Origin of the sequence: Aeromonas sp. SCS5 (assembly GCF_001887375.1) — a bacterium.
Taxonomy (GTDB): domain Bacteria; phylum Pseudomonadota; class Gammaproteobacteria; order Enterobacterales; family Aeromonadaceae; genus Aeromonas; species Aeromonas jandaei.
Genome location: NZ_LFCS01000018.1, coordinates 1 through 23,641, shown reverse-complemented (window position 1 = coordinate 23,641; position 23,641 = coordinate 1). Strand labels below are relative to the sequence as shown.

Sequence of the window (23,641 nt, the reverse complement as noted above, 5' to 3'; positions counted from 1 at the left end):
AGCAGCAGCCGCTTACAGGCTGGCGAAATCCACCTCGGGCAGGGTTTCGAAGCCGGGGCGGGCAAACAGATAGCCCTGCATCAGGCTGACGCCCATCTCCCGCAGGCAGGTCATCTCTTCGCGGGTCTCGACCCCCTCCGCCAGCGGGGTGATCTGCAACTCTGCAAGCAGGGCCAGAGAGTGGCGCACTATGGCTTGCCGGGTCGGGTCATGGTCGATGCCGCGCAGCAGGTGCATGTCGAGCTTGACGATGTCGGGGCGAAAATCGGCCAGCAGGCTGAGGCCCGAGTAACCGGCGCCAAAGTCATCGATCGCCGTCTTGAAGCCGAGCGCCTGATAGTGATCGACGATGCCGCGAATATGGCGGTTATCCAGCACCTGCTCCACCTCGGTGAACTCGAACATGATCTGCTCGATGGGAAAGAGATGCTCACGGGCCGCCTGCAGGGTGGTGCGGATGCAGCGCTCCGGGCGGTAGACCGCATTGGGCAGAAAGTTGATGCTCAGCATGCCCCGCATATCGAGCCGGGCGGCCAGTGCGATGGCCTTGATCCGGCACAGCTGGTCGAAGCGGTAGCGATTGCCGTCGTTGACCCGGGCAATCACGCTCTGCGCCGGCTCATTGTTGAGCCCCCGCACCAGCGCCTCGTAGCCGAAGATGGTGCGCTTGCTGCAATCGACGATGGGCTGAAAGGCCATGGTGAAGTCGAAGTCGAGATCTGCTTTCTCCTGACACAGCTGGCAGATGGCGGGGGACGGGGCGGCAGGTATATCCATGACTCTCCTCTCGGGGCGTGGCGGCGCTGGGAACTGACTCAAATGATAACAGCTCGGCTTCGCCAGCAGGGTAATTTCCCGGTAATACGCAGCCACTCCCCCTGAGGTACCAAACGTTACCCCGTTTTCTGCAAGATATGCGGCAAGGGCGGATGAGTGGGGGCTCCGCTTATTTGCCAGAGATCGGGCGATGCCCCGCAGGCACCCGTTATCGCCGCTGGTGGCCGCCAACTCCGCCAAGGTAGTCGGTATAAACAGAATTTATGGGTTTTCGGATAATGACCCAATTTTTACTTATGCAAGCTTGCGGCTTGCTCTGATGCCGCAGTTTGGCCCGTCCACGGCCCGCAAAGGGCAATGGCCGATCTTGATCAACCGGCATAGAGCGCCAGCCAATGCCCTGTTGGTTCGATTAGCCCTGTAGGTTCGATTAGCGCAGCGTAATCGGACGATAGAGAGGCTTTGATTGCGGTTGTTGCCGTGCAACAGGAGCGGCCAGTCGGAGGGGGAAATTCGGCTGGCCGTGATGGCGGGAGAATCTATTTACGCGAACGTCCGATTACGTCGAACGGCTAATTGAACTAACATGCTATAAGCTAAGCGTTTGAAATTTTAATGTGGAGATATACCACGGAGATCATTTTTAATATCCACCCATGCTTTTTCTAATGTCTGACTGACTAAAATCTGTAGGTTATTCATTTCGTTAGTAAAGGCATCGCTATCAATACCTTGAGCAAGAGTTAATACTTTTTCTATGGACTGCTCAATCTTTTTATTATCATCCTTATTTTTATCGAGCATTAATTCCATCCTGACTTGACAGTGTGTTAGCTCGCTAATTTTTTCAGGTGTTAATGTCTTGTTTGCATGTGTTATGTCATAGTGGACACGCATAGCGCAAGAGAAAAACTCAGCAGAAGCACTACGTAACTCTTCTTGCCACTTTTGTCTAAAAGCTGCAATGTTAGATCTTATTTGACTGCGTTGGTTTATGTAGCTTATCCGTGCCACAATGGCGCTTGTAAGAATACTCCCAAAACCTACTATAAGAGTCGCAATTACAATGGGCCAATCAGTGGCTGTTTCTACTGAAATCTTAAGGGGCTGACCGTTATCGTCTACAACGTTTAAAAGAGCCTCTGTTTTATATGATGGTTTTTCATATATTAGTTTTACATCACCATTGCCTTTTAATAAAAGATTAACTTTTTCTTCAGAGTCGTCACTCATATATATTTTTCCCTTTTCAAAAAACGGCGCCTTTACGGCGCCGTTTTTAATATCACTGATTCAACCAGAATCACTGCAGCAGCGAGATATCCGCGACTTGCAGGAACAGGTTGCGCAGGTTGTTCAGCAGCGCCAGACGGTTGGCCTTGAGGGCCTCGTCATCGGCCATCACCATCACCTCGTTGAAGAAGGTGTCGACCGGCTCGCGCAGGGCGGCCAGACGGGTGAGGGCAGCCTGATAGTCACCGGCAGCGAACAGCGGGGCCAGTTCGGCTTGCAGTTCGGCAACCTGGGTGGCCAGTGCCTTCTCGGCGGCATCGACCAGCAGTTCTGGTTTGACGGCAGTCGGCAGTTCGCCTTCGACCTTGGCCAGAATGTTGCTCACGCGCTTGTTGGCGGCAGCCAGTGCCAGCGCGGCATCCAGCGTGCGGAAATGGCTGACGGCCTTGACGCGACGATCGAAGTCGAGCGGACGGGTCGGGCGGCGGGCCAGTACGGCCAGCACCACGTCGGCACCGATGCCTTCGTCCTGATAGGCGGCGCGGAAGCGGCCCAGCATAAAGTCGACCACGTCGGTAACGACGGTTTTGTTGGTCAGCTTGTCGCCGTAGACGCGTACCGCTTCTTCAACCAGTTCAACCAGATCCAGATCCAGCTGCTTCTCGGTCATGATGCGCAGGGCACCGATGGCGGCGCGACGCAGGGCGAACGGGTCTTTGTCACCCTTCGGCAGCATGCCGATGCCGAAGATACCGGCCAGGGTGTCGAACTTGTCGGCCAGCGCGACGGCGCAGGCAACCAGACCGGACGGCAGGGCATCACCGGCAAAGCGCGGCATGTACTGCTCGTTGAGGGCCACAGCTACTGCTTCGTCTTCGCCATCGTGACGGGCGTAGTGCATCCCCATGACACCCTGGGTGTCGGTGAACTCGCCGACCATGTTGGTCATCAGGTCACACTTGGAGAGCAGACCGGCACGCTTGGCCTGAGCCACGTCGGCGCCGATGCGCTCGGCGATAAAGCCGGCGACGGTCTCGATGCGCTCGACCTTGGCCTTGACGGTGCCCAGCTGTTGCTGGAACAGCACGGTTTCAAGGCGCGGCAGGCGGGAGGCCAGGGTTTGCTTGAGGTCGGTCTTGAAGAAGAACTCGGCGTCAGAGAGACGGGGGCGAACCACCTTCTCGTTGCCGCTGATGATCTGGCTCGGGTCTTTGGACTCGATGTTGGTGACGAAGATGAACTTCGGCAGCAGCTTGCCGTTCTTGTCGTAGACCGGGAAGTACTTCTGGTCACCCTTCATGGTGTGAACCAGCGCTTCAGCCGGAACGGCCAGGAACTTCTCTTCGAAGTTGGCGGTCAGCACCACCGGCCACTCGACCAGTGCGGTCACTTCTTCCAGCAGGGCGTCGTCCAGATCGGCTACGCCACCGAAGGCGGCAGCGGCCGCTTCGACGTCAGCCTTGATCTTGGCCTTGCGCGCCATGAAGTCGGCAATCACCATGCCGCGCTCCTGCAGGATCTGCGGGTACTGGCTGGCGTTGTCGATGGTGAACTCGCTCTCGCCCATAAAGCGGTGACCGCGAAGGGTGCGGGCAGAGTCGATACCCAGAATGTGAGCAGGAACCAGCTCGCCATCCAGCAGCAGGGTCACGGTGAAGACCGGACGCACGAACTGGATGGTCTTGTCGCCCCAGCGCATCATTTTCGGGATCGGCAGTTTGGCCAGTGCGGAGGCGACCAGTTCGCCCAGCAATTCTTTGGCCGGACGGCCTTCGACCTTGGCGGTGTGAACCAGCCACTCACCCTTGTCGGTGACCAGACGCTCGGCCTGCTCAACGCTGATGCCGTTGCCACGGGCCCAGCCTTCGGCAGCCTTGGTCGGCTTGCCTTCGGCATCGAACGCCTGAGCCACGGCCGGGCCGCGCTTCTCGACGCTCTTGCTCGGCTGTTCGCCAGCCAGCTCGCTTACCTTCAGCGCCAGACGGCGCGGTGAAGCAAACCACTCAACGTCGCCAAAGGCCAGATCGGCCTTGGTCAGTTCGGCTTTGAAGTTGTCGGCAAAGGCTTCGGCCAGGGAGCGCAGGGCTTTGGGCGGCAGCTCAGCAGTACCGATCTCTACCAGAAATGTATGTTGTGCCATGTCCGTTCCTTAACCTTGCTTGTTCTCACTGCGCTGACACATAGGGAAGCCCAGCGCTTCGCGGGAGGCGTAGTATGCCTCTGCCACGGCCTTGGTCAGGGTGCGAATGCGCAGGATGTAGCGCTGACGCTCGGTGACCGAGATGGCCTTGCGGGCATCCAGCAGGTTGAAGGAGTGAGCGGCTTTGAGAATGCGCTCGTAGGCAGGCAGCGGCAGCGGTTTTTCCAGTGCCAGCAGATTCTGGGCTTCCTTCTCGTACTGCTCGAAGCAGTGGAACAGGAACTCCACATCGGCGTGTTCGAAGTTGTAGGTGGATTGCTCCACTTCGTTCTGGTGGAACACGTCGCCATAGGTGGTCTTGCCCAGCGGGCCGTCAGACCAGACCAGATCGTAGACGCTGTCGACGCCCTGAATGTACATGGCCAGACGCTCGAGACCGTAGGTGATCTCGCCGGTGACCGGCTTGCACTCGAGGCCGCCAACTTGCTGGAAGTAGGTGAACTGGGTCACTTCCATGCCGTTCAGCCACACTTCCCAACCCAGACCCCAGGCACCCAGAGTCGGGTTTTCCCAGTTGTCTTCCACGAAGCGGATGTCGTGGATTTCAGGATCCATACCCAGCTCTTTCAGGGAGCCCAGATAGAGTTCCTGAATGTTGTCGGGGGAAGGCTTGATGATCACCTGGAACTGGTAGTAGTGCTGCAGGCGGTTCGGGTTTTCACCGTAGCGGCCGTCAGTCGGACGGCGGGACGGTTGCACGTAAGCGCAGGCGATGGGCTCCGGGCCCAGGGCACGCAGACAGGTCATGGGGTGGGAAGTACCGGCACCCACTTCCATATCCAGCGGCTGAATGATGGTACAGCCCTGGCGGGACCAATAGTCCTGCAGCTGCAGGATCAGGCCCTGAAAGGTTTTGACATCGAATTTTTGCATAATTTTTTTCGCGCGAAATGAAAATCAGAGCAAGATTTGCTGAATGTGAACCGAGGGAGTATACCGTCTGGCATGGTCGGATAATAGGCGAAATTGCAGCGGATTCGCGGGATGGTGCTGCGCTCTGGCTGGTCGGGCGGGCTGTCCGGTATATGATGTGAGCAGTGCCGCCTGCTGAGTGGGCAGGGTCGGGCAAACCGCTGAAATAACAGGGGAGAGGAAATGGAACTGCGCTGCGCCTGGGTGACCAAAGACCCGGAATATATTGAATACCATGACAAACAGTGGGGCAGGCCGGTCTATGACGCCCGCGAGCTGTTTGCCAAGCTCTGCCTCGACGGCCAGCAGGCGGGACTGTCGTGGATCACTATTCTCAAGCGCACCGAGAGCTATTACCGCGCCTATGCCGACTTTGATCCGCAGCGTATCGTGCAGTTCGACGAGCAGGATGTGGAGCGGCTGATGCAGGACAGCGGCATTATCCGCAACCGGCTCAAGGTACAGTCGATCATCAAAAACGCCCGCGCCCTGCTGGCGCTGGAGGCCGAGGGCATCGACTTCGTCGATTATCTGTGGGGCTTCGTGGGCGGCGCCCCCATCGTCAACCAGCGCCAGGGCAATGGCGATATTCCGGCGACCTCGCCGGAGTCGGATGCCATGTCGAAAGCGCTCAAGAAACGCGGCTTTACCTTCGTCGGCAGCACTATCTGCTACGCCTTTATGCAGGCGGTGGGGATGGTCAACGATCATCTGGTCAGCTGTCCTTGCCACGCCGAATGCCAGCAGGCCACCCGTCAGCCCCGCACATAGTTCTGTCAAACCGGCCCCGAAAACAACAATGCCAGTCATGGCTGACTGGCATTGTCCGGTTGCTGGCAAGGTGAAGGAGGGTTACTTCACCCCCGCCTTGATCATGCAGTCGCTGTACTGCTTGTCCACCCGGAAGATGTGGTTGAGCAGCCAGTTCTTGAGGAAGATGATCATCTCCATATTGCGCTCCTGCTCGTCGCCCCCTTCGCGGCGGATCAGGGCGCCCAGCTCGGCCAGCAGCTTGGCATGCTCCTGCTTGTGGCGTTGCAGGTCGGGGTAGCAGGCCTGCTCCATGCTCTTCTCTTCATCGGCAAAGTGCTGGGTCGCCAGCTTGAGCAGCTCGTCCAGCCGCTGTTTGCGCTGCTGGGGCGAACTGTTGTCACGGACGGCGTGGTAGAAGCGGTTCATCGCCTCGAACAACCCCTGATGCTGGCGGTCCACGCTCGGTACGTTGACCATAAAGGACTCGTTCCAGTGCAGCAGGTCTTGCTCGTTACCATTGTGGGGGTTTGAGTTGACCTCGAACTGATCGCTGACCAGACGGATCTCCTCATTGGCCTGATTGAGATCCCGGGTGTGGGTGCGGCTCTCGCGCGAAAGGTCCAGACACTCGCGGGCGATGTTGGCGACCAGCATTACGTTGCGGTTGGTCTCTTCGGTCACCTTGGCCTGCTGCTCCGCGGCGGTGGCGATCTGGCCGTTCATGTCGGCTACCCGGGTGATCGCCTCGACGATGGCTCCCAGAGTTTCGCCGGTGCCGGCCGCCTGATTGACCGCCTGCTCGCTGACATTGCGGGTAGTGTGCATGGTGTTGACCGCATGGCGGGTGTTGTTCTGCAGCGCCTCGATCCGCTGCTGGATATCGACGGTAGCCGCCTGGGTACGAATAGCCAGCTGGCGCACCTCGTCGGCCACCACCGCAAAGCCGCGCCCCTGTTCGCCGGCCCGGGCCGCCTCGATGGCGGCGTTGAGGGCCAGCAGGTTGGTCTGTTCCGAGATGGTGCGGATCACCTGCAAGATGTTGCCGATCTGGGTGCTCTCCTGATCCAGCTGGGTTACTTCTCCGGCGGATTGCTCAATATGGTCGGCGACCTGACGGATCAGGGCGATGGTCTGGCTCACCTGCTGTTGGCCATCGTGGGCCTGCTGTTGGGTGAGCAGGGTATCCTGACTGGCCTGCTCGGTGTTGTGCTCGATGTTGTGGACGGTGGCGGTCATTTCGTTGATGGCGGCCGCCAGCATGTCGGTGTTTTGCTGAGCCTGCTGCATGCTGTTGAAGGTGCTGCCGGAGTGGTTCATCAGCAGAGCCATCTTGTCATGAGTCTTGTGGGAAACCTGCTGCACCGAGCCGATCAGGCTGTCGATATTGTCGAGGAAGCGGTTGAACACCTTGGCCAGATAGGCGAATTCGTCCTGCCCCTGAATGCGCAGCCGGAAGGTGAGGTTGTGGCTGTGATTGGCCAGCTCGACCAGCTGGGCCATCAGTTGTTGTAACGGTTTGACGGTTTTGAAGTGGATCAGCAGCAGCATCAGCATGATAACGGCCAGGCTGACGACCAGCAGGATCATATCCTGGCTCTGCAGGGTATGGTTCTGATTTTCAATGACGAGCTCCTGCTGCTGCAGTTGTTGCCGCTGCTGTTCGAGCGCCTGTTCGACCGCGCTGGAGATGCTGTCGGTCAGCGCATCGAAGCCCTGATCCGGCTCCTTCATCAGGCGGTTGCCCGCCTCACGCCCCTCTTTGAGATAGGCATCGACCATCCGCTTGCCCACATCCAGCTGACGGGTCAGCAGGGGGGTCAGGGCACTCTGCAACCGCGGCAGGGTGTCGAGTAGCTGACGAGCCGCCTGGGCATGCTGCTCTGCCTCGCCGATGGAGTCCTGCTCCCCCGATACGGCGGCATCGGTGAGGAATTGTTGTACCTGGGTGGTGTGGTAGCGCAGCTCCTGCAGCGTTATCTGGGCGTTGGTGATCTTGATGACTTCGCCCGGTAGCAGTCCGAGCTGGCTGGTCAATGTGCTGCGCCAGATGTTGCTCAGTACCATGGTCAGCAAGATGATGAGGCTTGCCCCCAGCAGCAGGCGCCGGATCGATATATTGCGAAGCAGTGAAGACATGGAACCCTCGGATGCCCTATTGACAGTACCTTCAATAGTAGTCAATGGAGCCACCCAACGGCCTGCCTTTCATCACATATCCTGTCTTGTCATCAGGTTTTCCCCTCTGGTTCAGGGAAGAGCAAGTTCAATGACCGATACTGCCCTTTTCTGCCCGGTGTCACTCTCTTTCTGCTGACGTCACACCTTGGCACACCTCTGGGGTAGAATGCCGCCCTTCAGTTTATCGAGTTGTTTCTTTGAGGTTTTTTCATGCATTTCAAGACTCTGGTTCCCGCTGTTGCCCTCGCCGTTGCCCTGAGTGGCTGTACCACCAACCCCTACACTGGTGAATCCCAGACCTCCAAGGGCGCCTGGGGCGCACTGGCCGGTGCCGCTGCCGGTGCCGCAGTAGGCGCGCTCTCCTCCAGCAAGGGTGACCGCAAGAAGGGTATCCTGACTGGCGTGGCCGCCGGTGCCGCGCTGGGTGGCGGTATCGGTTACTACATGGATGTGCAGGAGGCCAAGCTGCGCGAGAAGCTGCAGGGCACTGGTGTCAGCGTTACCCGTAATGGCAACGATCTGATCCTCAACATGCCGAACAACGTCACCTTCGACAGCTCCAGCTCCCAGCTGAAAGCGGCCGGCGCCAACACCCTGTCCGGCGTGGCTATGGTGGTTGCCGAGTTCGACAAGACTCGCCTGAACGTAGTCGGTCACACCGACAGCACTGGTTCCCGCGATCTGAACATGAAGCTCTCCCGCGAGCGCGCCGACGCCGTTGCCGCCCAGCTGATCGGTCAGGGTGTTGCAGGCAGCCGTATCTCCACTACCGGTGTTGGCCCGGATCAGCCGATTGCCAGCAACAGCACCGCAGCCGGCAAAGCCCAGAACCGCCGCGTCACCATTACCCTGACCCCGACTGCCTAAGTCGTTCAGGTTTCGGTAACGAAAAGGCCCCGCCAGTGATGGTGGGGCCTTTCTATTGGCGCCGTTGCGAGCAATGGCTCCTTGTTCTTTGCTCCCCTTGTGGGAGAAGGGCCGGGGATGAGGGGAAGAACCGCCTCTTAGACAGCTGCAGTCAGCTGCACTTCCACCTTGTAGCCTTCGTGGGCCAGACGGGCCTGTACACAGGCTCTAACCGGCGCGGTGCCGGCAGGGATCCAGGCATCCCACTGCTCGTTGAAAGCGGCGATGTCGCCAATGTCTTTCAGATAGATGTTGGCCATCAGGATCTTGTCGACGCCGGAGCCGTTGGCTTCCAGCAGGCGTTGCAGACTGGTCAGCACTTCGCGGGTCTGCTGGTGGATGTCGGCCTCTTCGCTGACGGGGACTTCCACCACATAAAGGGTGCCGTTGTGAATGACGACGTCAGACCAACGCTGGGTGGTGCCGATTCGGGTAATGGTTGTCATGGCGTGCTCCGGAAACGGGGAATTATTGACCCTTGCGGATCAGATAACGGTAGGGGGCCTGCTCTGTCTCGCTGGCGACCAGAGTGTGATCCATAAAGCGGCAGAAACTGGGGATGTCGCGGGTGGTTGAGGGATCGTCGGCACTGACCAGCAGGGTCTCCCCGTCAGCCATCAGCCGCACTTTTTTACGCACCATCATCACAGGCTCCGGGCAACGAAGCCCGATTGCGTCCAACTCGTGAGTTGCATCGCAGAATAAATCACTCATCTATCATCAACCTTCAACCTATTCGGCTGCCAATGATACTCAGGGCTAAAAAATAAGCAAACCATTGGCCTGTCTAACAGCATATGTAACCAAAATGTTATTGCGGACTATCCAGCGCCTGCCGGACGAGTAATATAAAAATTGAACCATATTCAACAAGGAGGTGAATATGCAGGTCTCCTACGGCAGATTGCAGGCCTATGCAGGCATGGGGTTCTTGTCCTTCGCAATGATAGTGATGGGCAGCCCGATCGGGAATACCGGTACCTGGTTCGGTTCCATGGTGATGGTCGGGCTGGGGCTCTGGATCGAGCTCAGCGATTACTATGACGAGGATGAGGACGAAAACGATCAATCCTGACTTGATGACGATTCAACAACAAAGGCGGAGCAATCCGCCTTTGTCATTTCTGTCGATTGGCCAGTAGACCGGATCAGCGGGTCGAGCGCATTGCCCGCTCCAGATGCAGCGCTGTCTGCTGCGGGCTGGCTTTGGGGTCGTTGAAGAAGTTGCTCAGCACATCCAGAATCGCCTGACGCATATTGGTGGGAGTGGCCATCCCCTCTGCCATGCTGGGCAGCAGATTGTCCTGTTGTTCGGCGTGGAGGAAATCCTGATAGGAGCGGATGGCGCAGCGATCAAACTTGCTCATGTTTGGCTTGGTCAGCGCCGGGATCGACCCCTTCACCCGGTTGAACTCCTCCTGAAACTTCGGCGTCATCAGCAGCTGGGCCAGCTCCCCCTGCGCCTGCAGCTGGGCCGGATCCCGCTGTTTGAACATGGCGATGGAGTCGAGGTTGTAGCTGAACAGCCCGGTGCTGCCAGGGCTCGGCAGGCATTCGATATCTTCGCCCGGCCGGTAGTTGCCGGCGAGCAGCTCCCCCTTCACCCAGTCACCCATCACCTGCATGGCTGCCCCGCCGCTTTCCAGCAGATTGGTGGCCTGATGCCATTTCAGTCCGGCGTACTTTTGCGGGACGTAGGCGCGCAGCTGCTGGAAGCGGGTCAGGACCCGTACCATGTCAGGGCCGGTCAGGGTGGCGCTGTCCTGTTCCACAAAGGCTTTGCGATAGAACTGCTTGCCCCCTTCACCGAGCGCCACCGTTTCAAACAGGACGGCCAGCTGCCAGGGCTCGTTACCGATGGCGAGCGGAGTGATGCCCCGTTTTTTAAGCTTGTCGGCGACCGTCACGAACTGGGCCCAGTCGGTGGGAGGGGTGAGTTTTTGTTGCTCGAACACCTTGCGGTTGAGCCATAACCAGTTGACCCGGTGGATACCGGTAGGCACCGCCATCAGGGCGCCGTTCTGGCTGAGGGTGGCCCGCACCATAGGCGGCATCTGGCTGTACCAGCCGAGGTGCTCCGCCATGGGGGTGAGGTCGCGCAAAAAACCGAGCCCGGCCCACTCCTTGAGCTCAAACCCCTTGAGATGGGCCGCCTCCGGCGGGTTGGCTGCCAGCGCCCGGCTTTTCAGCACCGTCATGGCGCTCTTGCCACCACCGCCCTGTACCGCGAAGTCATTCCACTGGTTGCCCTTGGCGATCCACTCCGATTTGAGCACTTCGACCGCCTGCGCTTCGCCGCCGGAGGTCCACCAGTGCAGCACCTCCACCTGGGAGGCACAGACAGAACCGGAGAGCAGGGCGAGCAGGGGGAGAGGGAACCACTTCATGAGAAGACTACCTTGGCAGTGAGAGGGTGGCCTGCAGACCACCTTGCGGACGATTTTCCAGCACCAGATCGCCGCCGTGGGCGTGGGCGATGTTGCGGGCGATGCCGAGCCCGAGGCCGGTGCCGGCCTGATCCGTGCTGAGTCGGTAATAGGGCTCGAAGATGCGCTCGAACTGGTCATCCGGCAGGCCGGGGCCCTCATCCATGATGAAGAGGATCAGCATCTCCTCGTCATCCATGATGATGATGCGTACCCGCTGGCCATATTTGATGCCGTTGTCCACCAGATTGCCGATGCAGCGCTTGAGAGCCAGCAGCTTGCCGCGGTAGGGCCACTTGCAGTGCCCCTCGATGGTGAGACGTTCGTCGTGGAGGTTGAGCGACTCGGCCATCTGCTCCAGCAGGGCGTTGATGTCGATCTCTTCGATGTTCTCGTGGATGTCGGTCTCTTTGACCGTCTGCAGCGCCCCTTTCACCATCAGCTCGAGTTCGTCGAGGTCCTTGTTGAACTTGGCGATCTGAACCTCGTCGTCGAGCAACTCGACTCGCAGCCGCAGCCGGGTGATGGGGGTCTTGAGGTCGTGGGAAATCGAGCTGAACAGCCGCTCCCGATCATCGATATAGCGGCGGATTCGGTGCTGCATGATGTTGAAGGCGCGGGTCGCTGCCACGATCTCGGAGGCGCCCTCCTCCTTGAGCGAAGGCTGGTCGATATCCTTGCCGAGGTTGACCGCCGCTTTGGCCAGCCGGCGCAGTGGCCGGGTCTGCCAGCGCACCAGCATAAAGGTGAAGAAGCAGAGGAACACCGTCATCAGGGCGATGAAGCGCACCTGGTTGCTCGGCATGACGGTGTCATCCAAGGTCATGTAGGGGGCGGGCAGCAGGGCCGCCAGATAGAGCCACTCCCCCTTTTCGATCTCGATCTGGGTCACCAGCACCGGCGGATTGATGGGCTCGAGCGACAGGGTGTAGCGCGCCCAGGAGGAGGGAAGATCCGCCAGCAGGGTGTCGTTGTTGAATACGTGGAGATCTTCGGGTCGCGAGAAGTCCACCTTTATCGCCATGGCATCGGAGAGCTTGCGGGTCAGCACTCCCTGCACCTCCTCCAGCACCTGCGTCTTGCGTTCGCTGTCGGGGATGGCGTTGATGTGGATCTCCTCTTCGTTCAGCGAGACGAAGAAGCGGCTGCCGCCCATGTTGCGCAGCTGGTCGAGGGCGATGTGGCGATATTGCAGCGGCAGGGATTTGAAGAAGTTGACGGTGGAGGCGGCAGACATGGCGAGGTTGCGGGTGGTGCTGAGCATCCCTTCCAGCTCCCGCTTCTGGATCTGCTGCATCCAGATGCCGGTCAGTATGGTCTGGGAGAGCAGGATGGCCAGCAACAGCAGCAGGATCATCCGCGACAGCAGAGAGCGGGGCACCAGCGCCCCCCAGGACCACTTGTTGCTCATGGCAGTTCGTGTACCTCGGCGATCAGCATGTAGCCGCTACCGCGGATGGTCTTGATGATGCGCGGGCTCTTGCCATTGTCGCCCAGCTTCTGGCGCAGGCGGCTGATCTGTACGTCGATGCCACGTTCCATCGGCAGGCTTTCGCGGCCGCGGGTGGCATCGGAGATGGTATCCCGATCCAGCACCACGCCGGGCTGTTGCAGGAACATGCCGAGCAGCATGGCATCGCTGCCGGAAAGATCCAGCAGGCTGCCATCTTCGTGGGTCAGCTGGTGGCTCAGGGTATCCAGGGTCCACTCGGCGAAGCGCAGGCGACGGCTTGGCTCTTTCTCTTTTTCCGGCTGGCGAAATTCGGCGCGGCGCAGCAAGGCCTTGATGCGGGCCTGCAGTTCACGCGGGCTGAAGGGCTTGGCGATGTAGTCATCGGCGCCGAGTTCGAGGCCGATCACCCGATCCGCCTCGTCGGAAGCCGCAGTCAGCATGATGATGGGCACCTGGGAGGTGCGACGGATCTGCTGGCAGAGGGTAAAGCCATCCTCGCCGGGCATCATGATGTCCAGAATGATCAGGTCCGGGCTGTGCTGGGCGAGTTGCTCGCGCATCTCGTTACCCTCTGCCGCCGTCAATACCTGAAAGCCCGCCCGGGTCAGGTATTCATTGAGCAGCTCGCGGATCTCTTGGTCGTCATCGACGATCAGCAGTTGTTTGCTCATTGACATATGTATGTGCATCCACCCATTTTTTTGTGCAGATTGAACCTGTCGGGGGAGCAAAAAGCAAGCAAGCCCCCTATCTAATGTGAGGTTTGGAGCAATAACCACCCATTGCCGGGTTTAAAACGAAAAAAGGCCGACCCAAACGGGACGGCCAATACCCAGCATCCGACTACAGGCCAGTACCCCGTGTGGCGATGGCCTCAGATTTGAAAAGGGGCCGGTCATGCCGGCCCCGAAAACGTTGATATTCGATCGAGTTGCTTGTGGATTACACTCGCTCGAATACGGTGGCGATGCCCTGACCCAGACCGATACACATGGTGGCAACCCCCAGCGTGGCATCCTTCTCCTCCATCAGATTGATGAGGGTGGTGGAGATGCGCGCACCGGAGCAGCCGAGCGGGTGACCCAGCGCAATGGCGCCGCCGTTCAGGTTCACCTTCTCGTCCACCTGATCCTGCAGACCCAAATCTTTCACGCAGGGCAGGGACTGGGCGGCAAACGCCTCGTTCAGCTCGAACAGGTCGATGTCACCGATGGTCAGACCGGCCCGTTTGAGCGCCTTCTGGGTCGCCGGAACCGGGCCGTAACCCATGATGGCAGCGTCACAGCCAGCGATGGCCATGGCACGTACCTTGGCGCGCGGCGTGAGGCCGAGGGCCTTGGCGCGATCCGCGCTCATCACCAGCATGGCGGCGGCGCCATCGGACAGGGCCGAGGAGCTGCCAGCGGTGACGGTGCCGTTGACCGGGTCAAACACCGGGCGCAGCTGGCTCAGGGTTTCGACCGTGGTCTCCGGGCGGATCACCTCGTCGTAGTCGTAGAAGAAGCGGGCGCCGCTGGCGTCATGGCCTTCCAGCCCGACGATCTCCTTGGCAAAACGTCCTTCCACGGTGGCCGCGTGGGCACGGCGGTGGGAGCGGGCGGCAAACTCGTCCTGCTGCTGACGGCTGATGCCGTGCAGCTTGCCGAGCATCTCGGCAGTCAATCCCATCATGCCGGAGGCTTTCGCCACCGATTTGGCCATGCCGGGGTGGAAGTCGACGCCGTGGCTCATCGGTACGTGACCCATGTGCTCGACGCCGCCGATGATGAAGATATCCCCATCACCTACCTGAATGGCGCGAGAGGCGTCATGCAGCGCCTGCATACTGGAGCCGCACAGACGGTTGACGGTGACCGCCCCCACCTGCTTCGGAATGCCGGCCAGCAAGGCGGCGTTGCGGGCGATGTTGAAGCCCTGCTCCAGGGTCTGCTGCACGCAGCCCCAGTAGATATCCTCGATCTCGTTCGGGTCGAGGTTGGGGTTGCGCAGCAGGATGGATTTCATCAGGTGCGCGGACAGATCTTCTGCACGCACGTTGCGGAAGGCGCCGCCCTTGGACCGGCCCATCGGGGTCCGGATACAGTCGACAATGACTACGTCTTTCATGAATGGATCTCCTTTCCGCAATCAGTAGAAGGTTTTGCCCTGGGCGGCCATCTCGCGCAGCTTGTCGCTGACGCGGTAGAGCGGGCCCAAATCGGCATACTGGTCGGCCATGGCCACGTAGCGATCCAGACCGATAGTGTCCAGATAGCGGAACACGCCGCCGCGGAAGGGAGGGAAGCCCAGACCGTAGACCAGTGCGATGTCGGCTTCGGCTGGCGTGGCGACAATGCCCTCTTCCAGACAGAGCACCACCTCGTTGATCATCGGGATCATCATGCGAGCGATGATGGCGTCCTTGTCGAAATCCTGTTTCGGCTTGGCGATGGGGGCCAGCAGCTCGTAACTGGCGGCGTCAGCCACCTTCTTCGGCTTGCCCTTCTTGTCCTGCTCGTAGGCGTAGAAGCCCTTGCCGTTCTTCTGACCGAAGCGGTTCACTTCGTACATCACGTCGATGGCGGTGCGGCCTTCCTTGCTCATGCGTGCCGGGAAGCCCTGCGCCATCACGTCACCGGCATGGTGACCGGTGTCGATGCCGACCACGTCCAGCAGGTAGGCGGGGCCCATGGGCCAGCCGAACTCCTTCTCCATTACCTTGTCGACGGCGGCGAAGTCGGCGCCATCGGCGACCAGCTTGTTGAAGCCGAAGAAGTAGGGGAACAGCACCCGGTTGACGAAGAAGCCCGGGCAGTCGTTGACCACTACCGGGGACTTGCCCATGGCGGCGGCATAGGCCACCACGCGGTTGATGGTTTCATCGGAGGTCTGCTCGCCGCGGATGATCTCCACCAGTGGCATGCGGTGCACCGGGTTGAAGAAGTGCATGCCGCAGAAGTTCTGCGGGCGCTTCAGCCCCTTGGCCAGCAGGGAGATTGGGATGGTGGAGGTGTTGCTGGCGAGCACGGCGTCTTCGCCGATCACGCCTTCCACTTCACCCAGCACGGCGGCCTTCACTTTCGGGTTCTCGACCACGGCTTCGACCACTACGTCCACGCCTTTGACGTTGTCATAGCTGAGGGTCGGGGTAATGGCAGAGAGCACCTGGCCCATCTTGATGCCGTCGATGCGGCCCTTTTCGAGTTGACCGTTGAGCAGCTTGGTGGCTTCACCCATGCCAAGTGCCAGTGCCTTCTCGTTGATATCCTTCATCACCGCCGGAATGCCCTTGCTGGCAGACTGGTAGGCGATGCCGCCCCCCATGATGCCGGCACCCAGTACGGCGGCATGGTCGGTGGCCTTGCTCGCCTGCTTGGCAGCCTTTTTGGCCAGTGCCTTGATGTGCTGATCGTTCAGGAAGATACCGACCAGCGCCTTGGCCACGTCGGTCTTGGCCAGCTTGATAAAGCCCTGTGCCTCAACGACCAGCGCTTCGTCACGGCCCATGCCGGCGGCGGCCTCGACGGTTTTCACCGCGGTCATCGGCGCCGGATAGTGTTTGCCCGCCACGGCGGCAACCATGCCAGCGGCGGTGGTGAAGCTCATCATGGCTTCCAGTTTGGAGAGGCGCAGCGGCGCTTTCTTGGCGGCGCGACGGCTCTGCCAGTCCAGTTTGCCCGCGATGGCGTCCTTGATCATCTGCAGCGCAGCGCTCTGCAGCGCGTCAGGGGCGACCACGGCATCGATGGCACCCACCTTGAGGGCGTCATCGGCACGATAATCCTTGCCGGTGGTGATCCACTCGAGCGCGTTGTCGGCGCCGATCACCCGCGGCAGACGGACGGTGCCGCCAAAGCCCGGCATGATGCCGAGTTTGGTCTCGGGCAGGCCGATTTTGGCGGTGGTGTCGGCCAGACGGAAGTCGGTGGAGAGGATGGTCTCGCAGCCGCCGCCGAGGGCGTGGCCCTTGATGGCGGAGAGGGTCGGCACCGGCAGATCTTCGATGGCGTTGAAGATATCGTTGGCCTTTTTCAGCCAGCCGAGCAGATCTTCCTGCGGCAGATCGAACAGTTCCAGGAATTCGGTAATGTCGGCACCGACGATAAAGGCGTCTTTGCCGGAGGTGAGGATCAGACCTTTTAGTTCACGTTCTTGTTGTAATGCGGCGATCGCTTCGCTCAGGGAGAGCAGGGTAGCGCGATCCAGCTTGTTGACTGAACCCGGGGCATCAAACCTCAGCTCGGCAATGCCGTTTTCGAGGTAGCTGACCGACAGGGTTTCGCCTTGGTAGATCATGAGAGTGTCTCCTTGTTCCCACTCAGTGGGGAGTGGTGCTCCTTAATCCCCAGCAGGGGGCGAGGCTCACTATTGATCCAAAAGGAGACATTTTCAACACCTATTTAAAACATTTGTTTAACAGTTCTCGAGTAAAAGCTCCTCATCACAAAACGGGCAAAAGAGAGGCGCCTTGCGGCTCCCCGGATGGATGTGAGTTTGTTATCAACTGGCCAGTTCCGGCCGGTTGCGATACTGGTTCAGCACCTCGGGATCGGCGAGGGCATGAGTATTGTTGACGGGTCTGTTGTGTACCACCTCCCGCACCGCCAGTTCGACGATCTTGCCGGACTTGGTGCGTGGGATGGCATCCACCTGCAGGATGCGGGCGGGCACGTGGCGGGCGGTGCAGTGCTGCTTTATTTGCTGGCGGATCCGCTCGCGCAGCGGCTCATCCAGCTTGCAACCCGCCTTGAGCTTGACGAACAGCACCACCCGCTCGTCCTGCTGCCATTGCTGGCCGATGACGATGCTCTCTTCCACTTCGTCGAGCCGTTCGACGTAGCGATAGATCTCGCTGGTGCCGATACGCACGCCCCCCGGGTTGAGGGTGGCGTCGGAGCGGCCGTAGAACAGAATGCCGCCGGTCGGGGTCAGCTCAATCCAGTCGCCGTGACACCAGATGTTGTCGAACCGCTCGAAGTAGGCGGCGTGGTACTTGTCGCCGTTCTCGTCACCCCAGAAGTAGATGGGCTGGGCCGGGAACGGCTTGGTGCAGACCAGCTCGCCTTTCTCCCCCTGCACCGGCTGACCCGCTTCGTTGAATACCTGCACCGCGAGACCGAGGCCACGCCCCTGACTTTCGCCACGATAGACCGGGCTGAGCGGGTTGCCGATGACGAAGCAGGAGCAGATATCGGTGCCACCTGAGATGGAGCTGAGCTGCACATCCTGCTTTATCTGCTGGTAGACGTAGTCAAACCCCTCCGGCGACAGCACAGAGCCGGTGCTGCAGATCAGCCGCAAGTGCGGCAAGTCGTGGCTGTTGATGGGGGCATAACCCTGTTTGTGCAGAGCATCGAGATACTTGGCCGAGGTGCCGAACAGGGCGACCTGCTCGTCGCGGGCGAGATCCCACAGCACATTGCCATCCGGATAAAACGGTGAGCCGTCGTAGAGCACCAGAGTGGCGCCGGAGGCGAGGGCGCTTACCAGCCAGTTCCACATCATCCAGCCACAGGTGGTGAAGTAGAAGATGCGCTCCCCGGGCTTGATGTCGCAGTGCAGCTGGTGCTCTTTCAGATGTTGCAGCAGGGTGCCGCCGATGCCGTGCACGATACACTTGGGTTTGCCGGTGGTGCCGGAGGAGTAGAGGATGTAGAGCGGGTCATTGAAAGCCATCGGCTCGAACTGGAGGCCGGCGTCCGGTTGACTTGCCAGCAGTTGCTGCCAGTCGTGACCAAGCTGCAGCGGGTTGCCGAGCAGGGAGATCATCACCGTCTGCTCTATGCTGTCGATCTGGCTGACGACCCCTGCCACTTTGTCCTGAATATCAATGGCCTTGCCGTTGTAGCGATAGCCATCCACCGCAAACAGCACTCGCGGCCGTGTCTGGCCGAAGCGCTCTACCACGCTGGCCTCGCCAAAGTCGGGGCTGGTGGAGGTCCAGATCGCCCCCAGACTGGTGGTTGCCAGCATGGCTACCACGGTTTCCGGGATATTGGGCAGATAGGCGGCAACCACATCGCCACGACCAATCCCCTGATTGCGCAGCCATTGAGCCAGCCGGGCAACCTGTTCCCCAAGCTCACGCCAGCTCAGGGTGTGGCTTGGGCTCCCTTCGATGCGGGAGATGATGGCCGGGCTCTCGTCCTGGCGGCGCAGCAGGTTTTCGGCGAAGTTGAGGCGGCTGTCGGGGAACCAGCGGGTGCGCTGCATATCCTGACGATTCTCCGCCACTATGTTGCCGAGTTCGCCCTTGACGCCGCAGTGCTGCCACACCAGCGGCCAGAAGCGGGTGGTCTTTTCCACCGACCATTGCCACAGCTGCGGATAGTCCTGCAGTTGTAGGCCGTGGAAGCGGTTCACCTCTGCCATAAAGCGGTAGAGGTTGGATTGCTGCATCCTGAGCGGATCCGGTTGCCACAGGCAGAGGTTGTCCATGAGTAATCCCTGACTTCATGTATCTACCGGCAGTGTATTGAATTGTTCTTGATTTGTTAACGGCTGGTTCTCTGTTGATAACAAACACGTTTGTAACGTATGCGTTACCTCACGAAGCGGCAGCTTGACGGGTCGAGCCGCCAAGCGCTTGATGTTATGCTGCAATCACATTCACCTCGGAGCAGGACGCCATGAGCAGCTACAGCCAACTTTTTGCCCAGCATCTCGATACTTTGCAGCAACGCACCCGCGATATCCTGCAGCAACAGGGACTTGGCGGGCTGGCCATCCACTCCGGCCAGACCCACCGTATATTCCTCGATGATCAGGATTACCCGTTCAAGGTAAACCCGCACTTCAAGGCCTGGTTGCCGGTGCTGGACAATCCCCACTGCTGGCTGCTGGTGGACGGGGTGAACAAACCAATCCTGCTGTTCTATCGTCCGGTCGATTTCTGGCACAAGGTGGCGGATCTGCCCAATGCCTTCTGGGTCGAGTTCTTCGATATCCGCTTCCTGACCCGACCGGAACAAGTCGCCGATCATCTGCCGGGCAACAAGCAGGAGTGGGCCTATCTGGGCGGTCATCTGGAAGTGGCCGAGCTGCTGGGGCTGACCCAGCCCAATCCGGAGGCAGTGCTCAACTACCTGCACTATCACCGCGCCTACAAGACCCCCTACGAGCTGGAGTGTCTGCGCGAGGCGAACCGCATCGGTGTCCGTGGTCATATCGCGGCCAAGGACTCTTTTATGGCAGGGGCGAGCGAGTTCGAAATCAATCTGGCCTACATGAAGGCGGTCGGGCAGGGGGCCAATGAGGCGCCCTACGGCAATATCGTCGCCATCAACCGCAATGCGGCCATTCTTCACTACACCCATCTCTCGGCCGTGCGGGTGCCTGATGCCGAGCGTTACTCCTTCCTGATCGATGCGGGCGTCGATTTCCACGGTTATGCCTCCGATATCACCCGTACCTGGGCGTGGCGGCGTGGCGAGTTTGCCGATCTCATCGCGGCGCTGGATGCGCAGCAGCAGGAGATCATCGGCGAGATCAAACCGGGTCGTCGCTACAGTGAGCTGCATCTGCAGATGCACCACAAGCTGGCGCGCCTGCTGCAAGCGACCGAGTTGGTGGATATGTCGGTGGACGAGATGATCCACACCGGGGTGACCAACGTCTTCTTCCCCCATGGTCTCGGTCATTTCCTCGGTTTGCAGGTGCACGATGCCGGTGGTTTCATGCAGGATGAGCGCGGCACCCATCTGGCGGCTCCCGAGCAGTTCCCCTATCTGCGCTGCACCCGGGTGATGGAGGTGGGTCAGGTGTTCACTATCGAGCCCGGTCTCTACTTCATCGACAGCCTGCTGGAGCCGCTGCGTCAGGGCGAACAGGGCAAGCGAGTCAACTGGAACAAGGTGGAGGCACTGCGTCCGTTCGGCGGCATCCGCATTGAGGACAACATCGTGCTGCATGCCAATGGGGTGGAGAACATGACCAGACAAGCAGGGCTATGATGGCGGCAGCGTACTCCATTCCGGCCGCTCCATTGGAGCTCAGCGAAGAGATCAAGAAGAGTCGTTTCATTACCCTGATTGCTCACACCCCGACCGTCGAGGCGGCCAAGGGGTGGGTCAACGAAATCAAGCGTCAACATCCGACAGCTCGCCATCACTGCTGGGCCTTTGTGGCGGGCGCACCGCAAGATAGTCAGGTCTATGGCTTCAGTGATGATGGCGAACCCTCCGGTACTGCGGGCAAGCCGATCCTGGCCCAGTTGATGGGGTCGGGGCTCGGTGAAATCTGCGCCGTGGTGGTGCGCTACTACGGCGGCATCCAGCTTGGCACCGGTGGACTGGTCAAAGCCTATGGCGGCGGCGTGGGGGCAGCCCTCAAGCAGCTGGTGACCGAACTCAAGGTGCCGCGTACTCCTTCCTCCATTCATTGCGACTATGGCGACATGGGCGTGGTCGAGTCACTGATAAGCAGTCACAACGGCGAACTGCTGGCTGCCGATTACGGCCAGCAGGTCACCCTGCAGGTGGCGTGGGAGTCTGCGGTCTGGGAGCGGGTTGACCGCGAATTGACCGACAGAACCCATGGGCGGGTATCCCTTCAGCCTTTAGATGGCTAGAATCCATCGCTCTTTATCGTTTTGAAGTAGGAGCCGGAATGCACACCCTGAGCATTATTCGCATCGTTGGCCTGCTGGTTGCGCTATTCAGCTCGACCATGCTGCTGCCAGCGCTGGTTGCGTTTGGTTATCGGGATGGTGGCGGCGCCGAGTTCATCAAATCTTTCCTCATGGCCCTGTTGCTCGGGGTCGCGCTCTGGTTTCCCAACCGTTATCACAAGAAGGAGCTCAGAGCGAAAGAGGGTTTCCTCATTGTGGTGCTGTTCTGGGTAGTGTTGGGTAGCGTGGGGGCTGTGCCCTTTATTCTGAGCGATACCCCGCATATGTCGGTTTCCGAGGCATTCTTTGAATCTTTCTCCGGCCTGACCACCACCGGCGCCACCGTGCTGACCGGGCTGGACAATCTGCCCAAGGCGTTTCTGTTCTACCGCCAGCTGCTGCAGTGGCTGGGGGGGATGGGGATCATCGTGTTGGCGGTCGCTGTGCTGCCGCTGCTGGGGATCGGGGGCATGCAGCTCTATCGGGCGGAGATCCCGGGCCCGGTCAAGGATACCAAGGTGACGCCACGCATCGCCGAAACGGCCAAGGCGCTCTGGTTCATCTACCTGCTGCTGACCGCGCTCTGTGCACTGGCCTACTGGCTGGCCGGGATGACGCTGTTTGATGCGGTGTGTCATTCGTTTTCGACCCTGTCGGTCGGTGGTTTCTCTACCCACGATGCCAGCATCGGTTTTTTCAACAGTCCGGTCATCAACCTGATTACCGTGGTGTTCCTGCTGCTGGCCAGCGTGAACTTTGCGCTCCACTTTACAGTCTTTTCCCATCGACCGGTTCGGCTCGGGCGCTACCTCTATGACGCAGAGCTCAAGGTCTTTCTGGCCATCCAGGTGACCCTGGTGATGATCTGCTTTATCGCCTTGCTGACCCACGGGCACTACGCCACTTGGCAAGAAGCACTCAACCACGGTCTGTTCCAAGCGGTCTCTCTGGGCACCACCACCGGCTATAGCACCACTACGTATGCAGACTGGCCCTCTTTCCTGCCCATGCTGCTGATGTTTTCTGCTTTTATCGGCTGCTGTGCAGGCAGTACCGGTGGCGGCATCAAGGTGATGCGCTTCATGATCCTCTTTATGCAGGGGATGCGTGAACTGAAACGGTTGGTTCACCCCAGAGCTATCTATACCCTGAAGCTGGGGAAGCGGGCTGTGCCCGAGCGCATCGTTGAGGCGGTGTGGGGCTACTTCGCTACCTATATCATCCTCTTCTTTATATTCATGTTGCTGTTGCTGATGACGGGGTTGAACGAAGTGACCGCATTCACCGCCGTGGCGGCTGCTTTTACCAACGTAGGCCCAGGTCTGGGAGAGGTCTCTGCCAACTTCGGGAATATTTCACCCGCTGCACAATGGGTGCTGGTGTTGGCCATGTTGTTTGGCCGATTGGAAATTTTTACGCTTCTGGTACTGTTTACCCCTGCATTCTGGCGTAGTTGAGGTTGTTATGGACAAGATTCTGGTGCTTTATTCCTCTCGGGACGGTCAAACCCGCAAAATCATCGATGTCATGCTGAAGGAGATGCCGGGATGTGAAGTGGTGATGCACGATCTGCATACCCTGCCCAAGTGCAATCTCAGCAAGTACAAGAAGGTGTTGATCGGTGCCTCTATCCGCTATGGCAACTTCCACCCCAGCCTGCTCAGCTTTATTCATGCCCACCATGAGCAGCTGGAGGTCGCCAATGCCGCCTTCTTCTGCGTCAACCTGACTGCTCGCAAGCCCGAGAAGCAGACACCGCAGACCAATGCCTATATGAAGAAGTTTCTGCGCCTCTCTCCCTGGAAGCCGAAAACCCTGGGGGTGTTTGCCGGTGCGCTGCAGTACTCTCGCTATAACTGGTGGCAGACCCGCATTATCCAGCTGATTATGAAGATTACCGGTGGTAGTACCGATACCAGTAAAGACCTCGAATTTACTGATTGGGAAAAGGTGCGCAGCTTTGCACGCGAATTCTGGTCAAAAAGATAGCAATTCGATGTGAATATAGGGTTTATTGCCCCATAGAGCCCCGCCGATGCGGGGCTTTTGTTTAATAAAACAACGGTTGAAGCGGAAATCAGTAAAAAATGCCATTTTTTGCAATTTCCATCTTGTCATCCCAGCGCGGCTCCCTATAATGCGCCCCTACCAGCACGGCGGAACACGCCGGACTGATGAGCCAGCTTCCCTAGCGAAGTGGGCGCCGAAAGAAAAGC

General features: G+C 59.4%; 20 protein-coding genes. 7 read left to right on the top strand and 13 right to left on the bottom strand.

All coding sequences use genetic code 11. The features are described from left to right. Nucleotides 1-12: 12 nt before the first annotated feature. From BS300_RS19330 to glyQ, 4 genes are all read right to left on the bottom strand, one after another. Nucleotides 13-777 carry an EAL domain-containing protein gene (locus tag BS300_RS19330; RefSeq protein ID WP_071914721.1) on the bottom strand — a complete coding sequence of 255 codons (765 nt, stop codon included), beginning with the start codon at nucleotides 775-777 and terminating at the stop codon, nucleotides 13-15. A gap of 612 nt (nucleotides 778-1,389) precedes the next feature. Beyond that, complete coding sequence (locus BS300_RS21230; protein ID WP_143241858.1) at nucleotides 1,390-2,010, bottom strand: hypothetical protein; 621 nt, start codon at nucleotides 2,008-2,010, stop codon at nucleotides 1,390-1,392. A 70-nt stretch (nucleotides 2,011-2,080) separates the two neighbouring features. Further along, on the bottom strand, nucleotides 2,081-4,150 hold the full coding sequence (gene glyS, locus BS300_RS19320) for a glycine--tRNA ligase subunit beta (protein ID WP_071914718.1): 2,070 nt from the start codon (nucleotides 4,148-4,150) through the stop codon (nucleotides 2,081-2,083). Between the two features lie 9 nt (nucleotides 4,151-4,159). Further along, nucleotides 4,160-5,083, bottom strand: coding sequence for a glycine--tRNA ligase subunit alpha (glyQ, locus tag BS300_RS19315; protein WP_005339464.1), 924 nt, complete (start codon nucleotides 5,081-5,083; stop codon nucleotides 4,160-4,162). 222 nt (nucleotides 5,084-5,305) lie between these two features. Between glyQ and BS300_RS19310 the strand changes: the two genes are divergently transcribed. After that, nucleotides 5,306-5,893, top strand: a complete 588-nt coding sequence (locus BS300_RS19310; RefSeq protein ID WP_071914716.1) for a DNA-3-methyladenine glycosylase I — start codon at nucleotides 5,306-5,308, stop codon at nucleotides 5,891-5,893. A gap of 81 nt (nucleotides 5,894-5,974) precedes the next feature. Here BS300_RS19310 and BS300_RS19305 read toward each other — a convergent pair whose 3' ends face one another. Then, the gene (locus BS300_RS19305; protein ID WP_071914714.1) at nucleotides 5,975-8,011 is read right to left on the bottom strand and encodes a bacteriohemerythrin; all 2,037 of its coding nucleotides are present in this window, start codon (nucleotides 8,009-8,011) and stop codon (nucleotides 5,975-5,977) included. A gap of 252 nt (nucleotides 8,012-8,263) precedes the next feature. Between BS300_RS19305 and BS300_RS19300 the strand changes: the two genes are divergently transcribed. Further along, on the top strand, nucleotides 8,264-8,920 hold the full coding sequence (locus BS300_RS19300; protein ID WP_071914713.1) for an OmpA family lipoprotein: 657 nt from the start codon (nucleotides 8,264-8,266) through the stop codon (nucleotides 8,918-8,920). Between the two features lie 137 nt (nucleotides 8,921-9,057). Here BS300_RS19300 and BS300_RS19295 read toward each other — a convergent pair whose 3' ends face one another. After that, entirely contained in the window at nucleotides 9,058-9,405 is a 348-nt protein-coding gene (locus tag BS300_RS19295; RefSeq protein WP_033112855.1) for a RidA family protein, read from the bottom strand. A gap of 22 nt (nucleotides 9,406-9,427) precedes the next feature. Next, complete coding sequence (tusA, locus tag BS300_RS19290; RefSeq protein WP_005342448.1) at nucleotides 9,428-9,673, bottom strand: sulfurtransferase TusA; 246 nt, start codon at nucleotides 9,671-9,673, stop codon at nucleotides 9,428-9,430. A 169-nt stretch (nucleotides 9,674-9,842) separates the two neighbouring features. On the opposite strand from tusA, the gene BS300_RS19285 reads away from it, so the two are divergent. Continuing rightward, the gene (locus BS300_RS19285; protein ID WP_005339471.1) at nucleotides 9,843-10,034 is read left to right on the top strand and encodes a hypothetical protein; all 192 of its coding nucleotides are present in this window, start codon (nucleotides 9,843-9,845) and stop codon (nucleotides 10,032-10,034) included. A gap of 73 nt (nucleotides 10,035-10,107) precedes the next feature. Here BS300_RS19285 and BS300_RS19280 read toward each other — a convergent pair whose 3' ends face one another. The 6 genes from BS300_RS19280 to BS300_RS19255 all read right to left on the bottom strand — a co-directional run bounded on the left by BS300_RS19280 (nucleotide 10,108) and on the right by BS300_RS19255 (nucleotide 19,255). Beyond that, nucleotides 10,108-11,346, bottom strand: a complete 1,239-nt coding sequence (locus BS300_RS19280) for an ABC transporter substrate-binding protein (protein ID WP_071914712.1) — start codon at nucleotides 11,344-11,346, stop codon at nucleotides 10,108-10,110. 7 nt (nucleotides 11,347-11,353) lie between these two features. Then, on the bottom strand, nucleotides 11,354-12,796 hold the full coding sequence (locus BS300_RS19275) for an ATP-binding protein (protein ID WP_041210601.1): 1,443 nt from the start codon (nucleotides 12,794-12,796) through the stop codon (nucleotides 11,354-11,356). Beyond that, nucleotides 12,793-13,515: a response regulator transcription factor gene (locus BS300_RS19270; RefSeq protein WP_033112852.1), complete on the bottom strand. Its 723-nt coding sequence runs from the start codon at nucleotides 13,513-13,515 to the stop codon at nucleotides 12,793-12,795. Before BS300_RS19270 ends, BS300_RS19275 begins: the two co-directional genes overlap by 4 nt. Before the next feature lie 265 nt (nucleotides 13,516-13,780). Further along, complete coding sequence (gene fadA / locus BS300_RS19265; protein WP_201915687.1) at nucleotides 13,781-14,965, bottom strand: acetyl-CoA C-acyltransferase FadA; 1,185 nt, start codon at nucleotides 14,963-14,965, stop codon at nucleotides 13,781-13,783. Continuing rightward, nucleotides 14,966-17,113, bottom strand: coding sequence for a fatty acid oxidation complex subunit alpha FadB (fadB, locus tag BS300_RS19260; RefSeq protein WP_071914709.1), 2,148 nt, complete (start codon nucleotides 17,111-17,113; stop codon nucleotides 14,966-14,968). It abuts the gene before it with no gap. Nucleotides 17,114-17,317: 204 nt separating this feature from the next. Continuing rightward, on the bottom strand, nucleotides 17,318-19,255 hold the full coding sequence (locus tag BS300_RS19255) for an acetoacetate--CoA ligase (RefSeq protein WP_071914706.1): 1,938 nt from the start codon (nucleotides 19,253-19,255) through the stop codon (nucleotides 17,318-17,320). Nucleotides 19,256-19,446: 191 nt separating this feature from the next. Here BS300_RS19255 and pepQ point away from each other — a divergent pair, with 191 nt between their 5' ends. Genes pepQ through hemG form a run of 4 tightly spaced genes read left to right on the top strand, consistent with a single transcriptional unit; the run spans nucleotide 19,447 to nucleotide 23,414 of the window. Next, nucleotides 19,447-20,769, top strand: a complete 1,323-nt coding sequence (gene pepQ / locus BS300_RS19250) for a Xaa-Pro dipeptidase (protein ID WP_071914704.1) — start codon at nucleotides 19,447-19,449, stop codon at nucleotides 20,767-20,769. Further along, nucleotides 20,769-21,386: an IMPACT family protein gene (locus BS300_RS19245; protein ID WP_071914702.1), complete on the top strand. Its 618-nt coding sequence runs from the start codon at nucleotides 20,769-20,771 to the stop codon at nucleotides 21,384-21,386. Before pepQ ends, BS300_RS19245 begins: the two co-directional genes overlap by 1 nt. A 38-nt stretch (nucleotides 21,387-21,424) precedes the next feature. Continuing rightward, the gene (locus tag BS300_RS19240) at nucleotides 21,425-22,882 is read left to right on the top strand and encodes a TrkH family potassium uptake protein (protein ID WP_071914700.1); all 1,458 of its coding nucleotides are present in this window, start codon (nucleotides 21,425-21,427) and stop codon (nucleotides 22,880-22,882) included. Between the two features lie 7 nt (nucleotides 22,883-22,889). Then, nucleotides 22,890-23,414, top strand: a complete 525-nt coding sequence (gene hemG / locus BS300_RS19235; protein ID WP_071914698.1) for a menaquinone-dependent protoporphyrinogen IX dehydrogenase — start codon at nucleotides 22,890-22,892, stop codon at nucleotides 23,412-23,414. Nucleotides 23,415-23,641 lie beyond the last annotated feature (227 nt).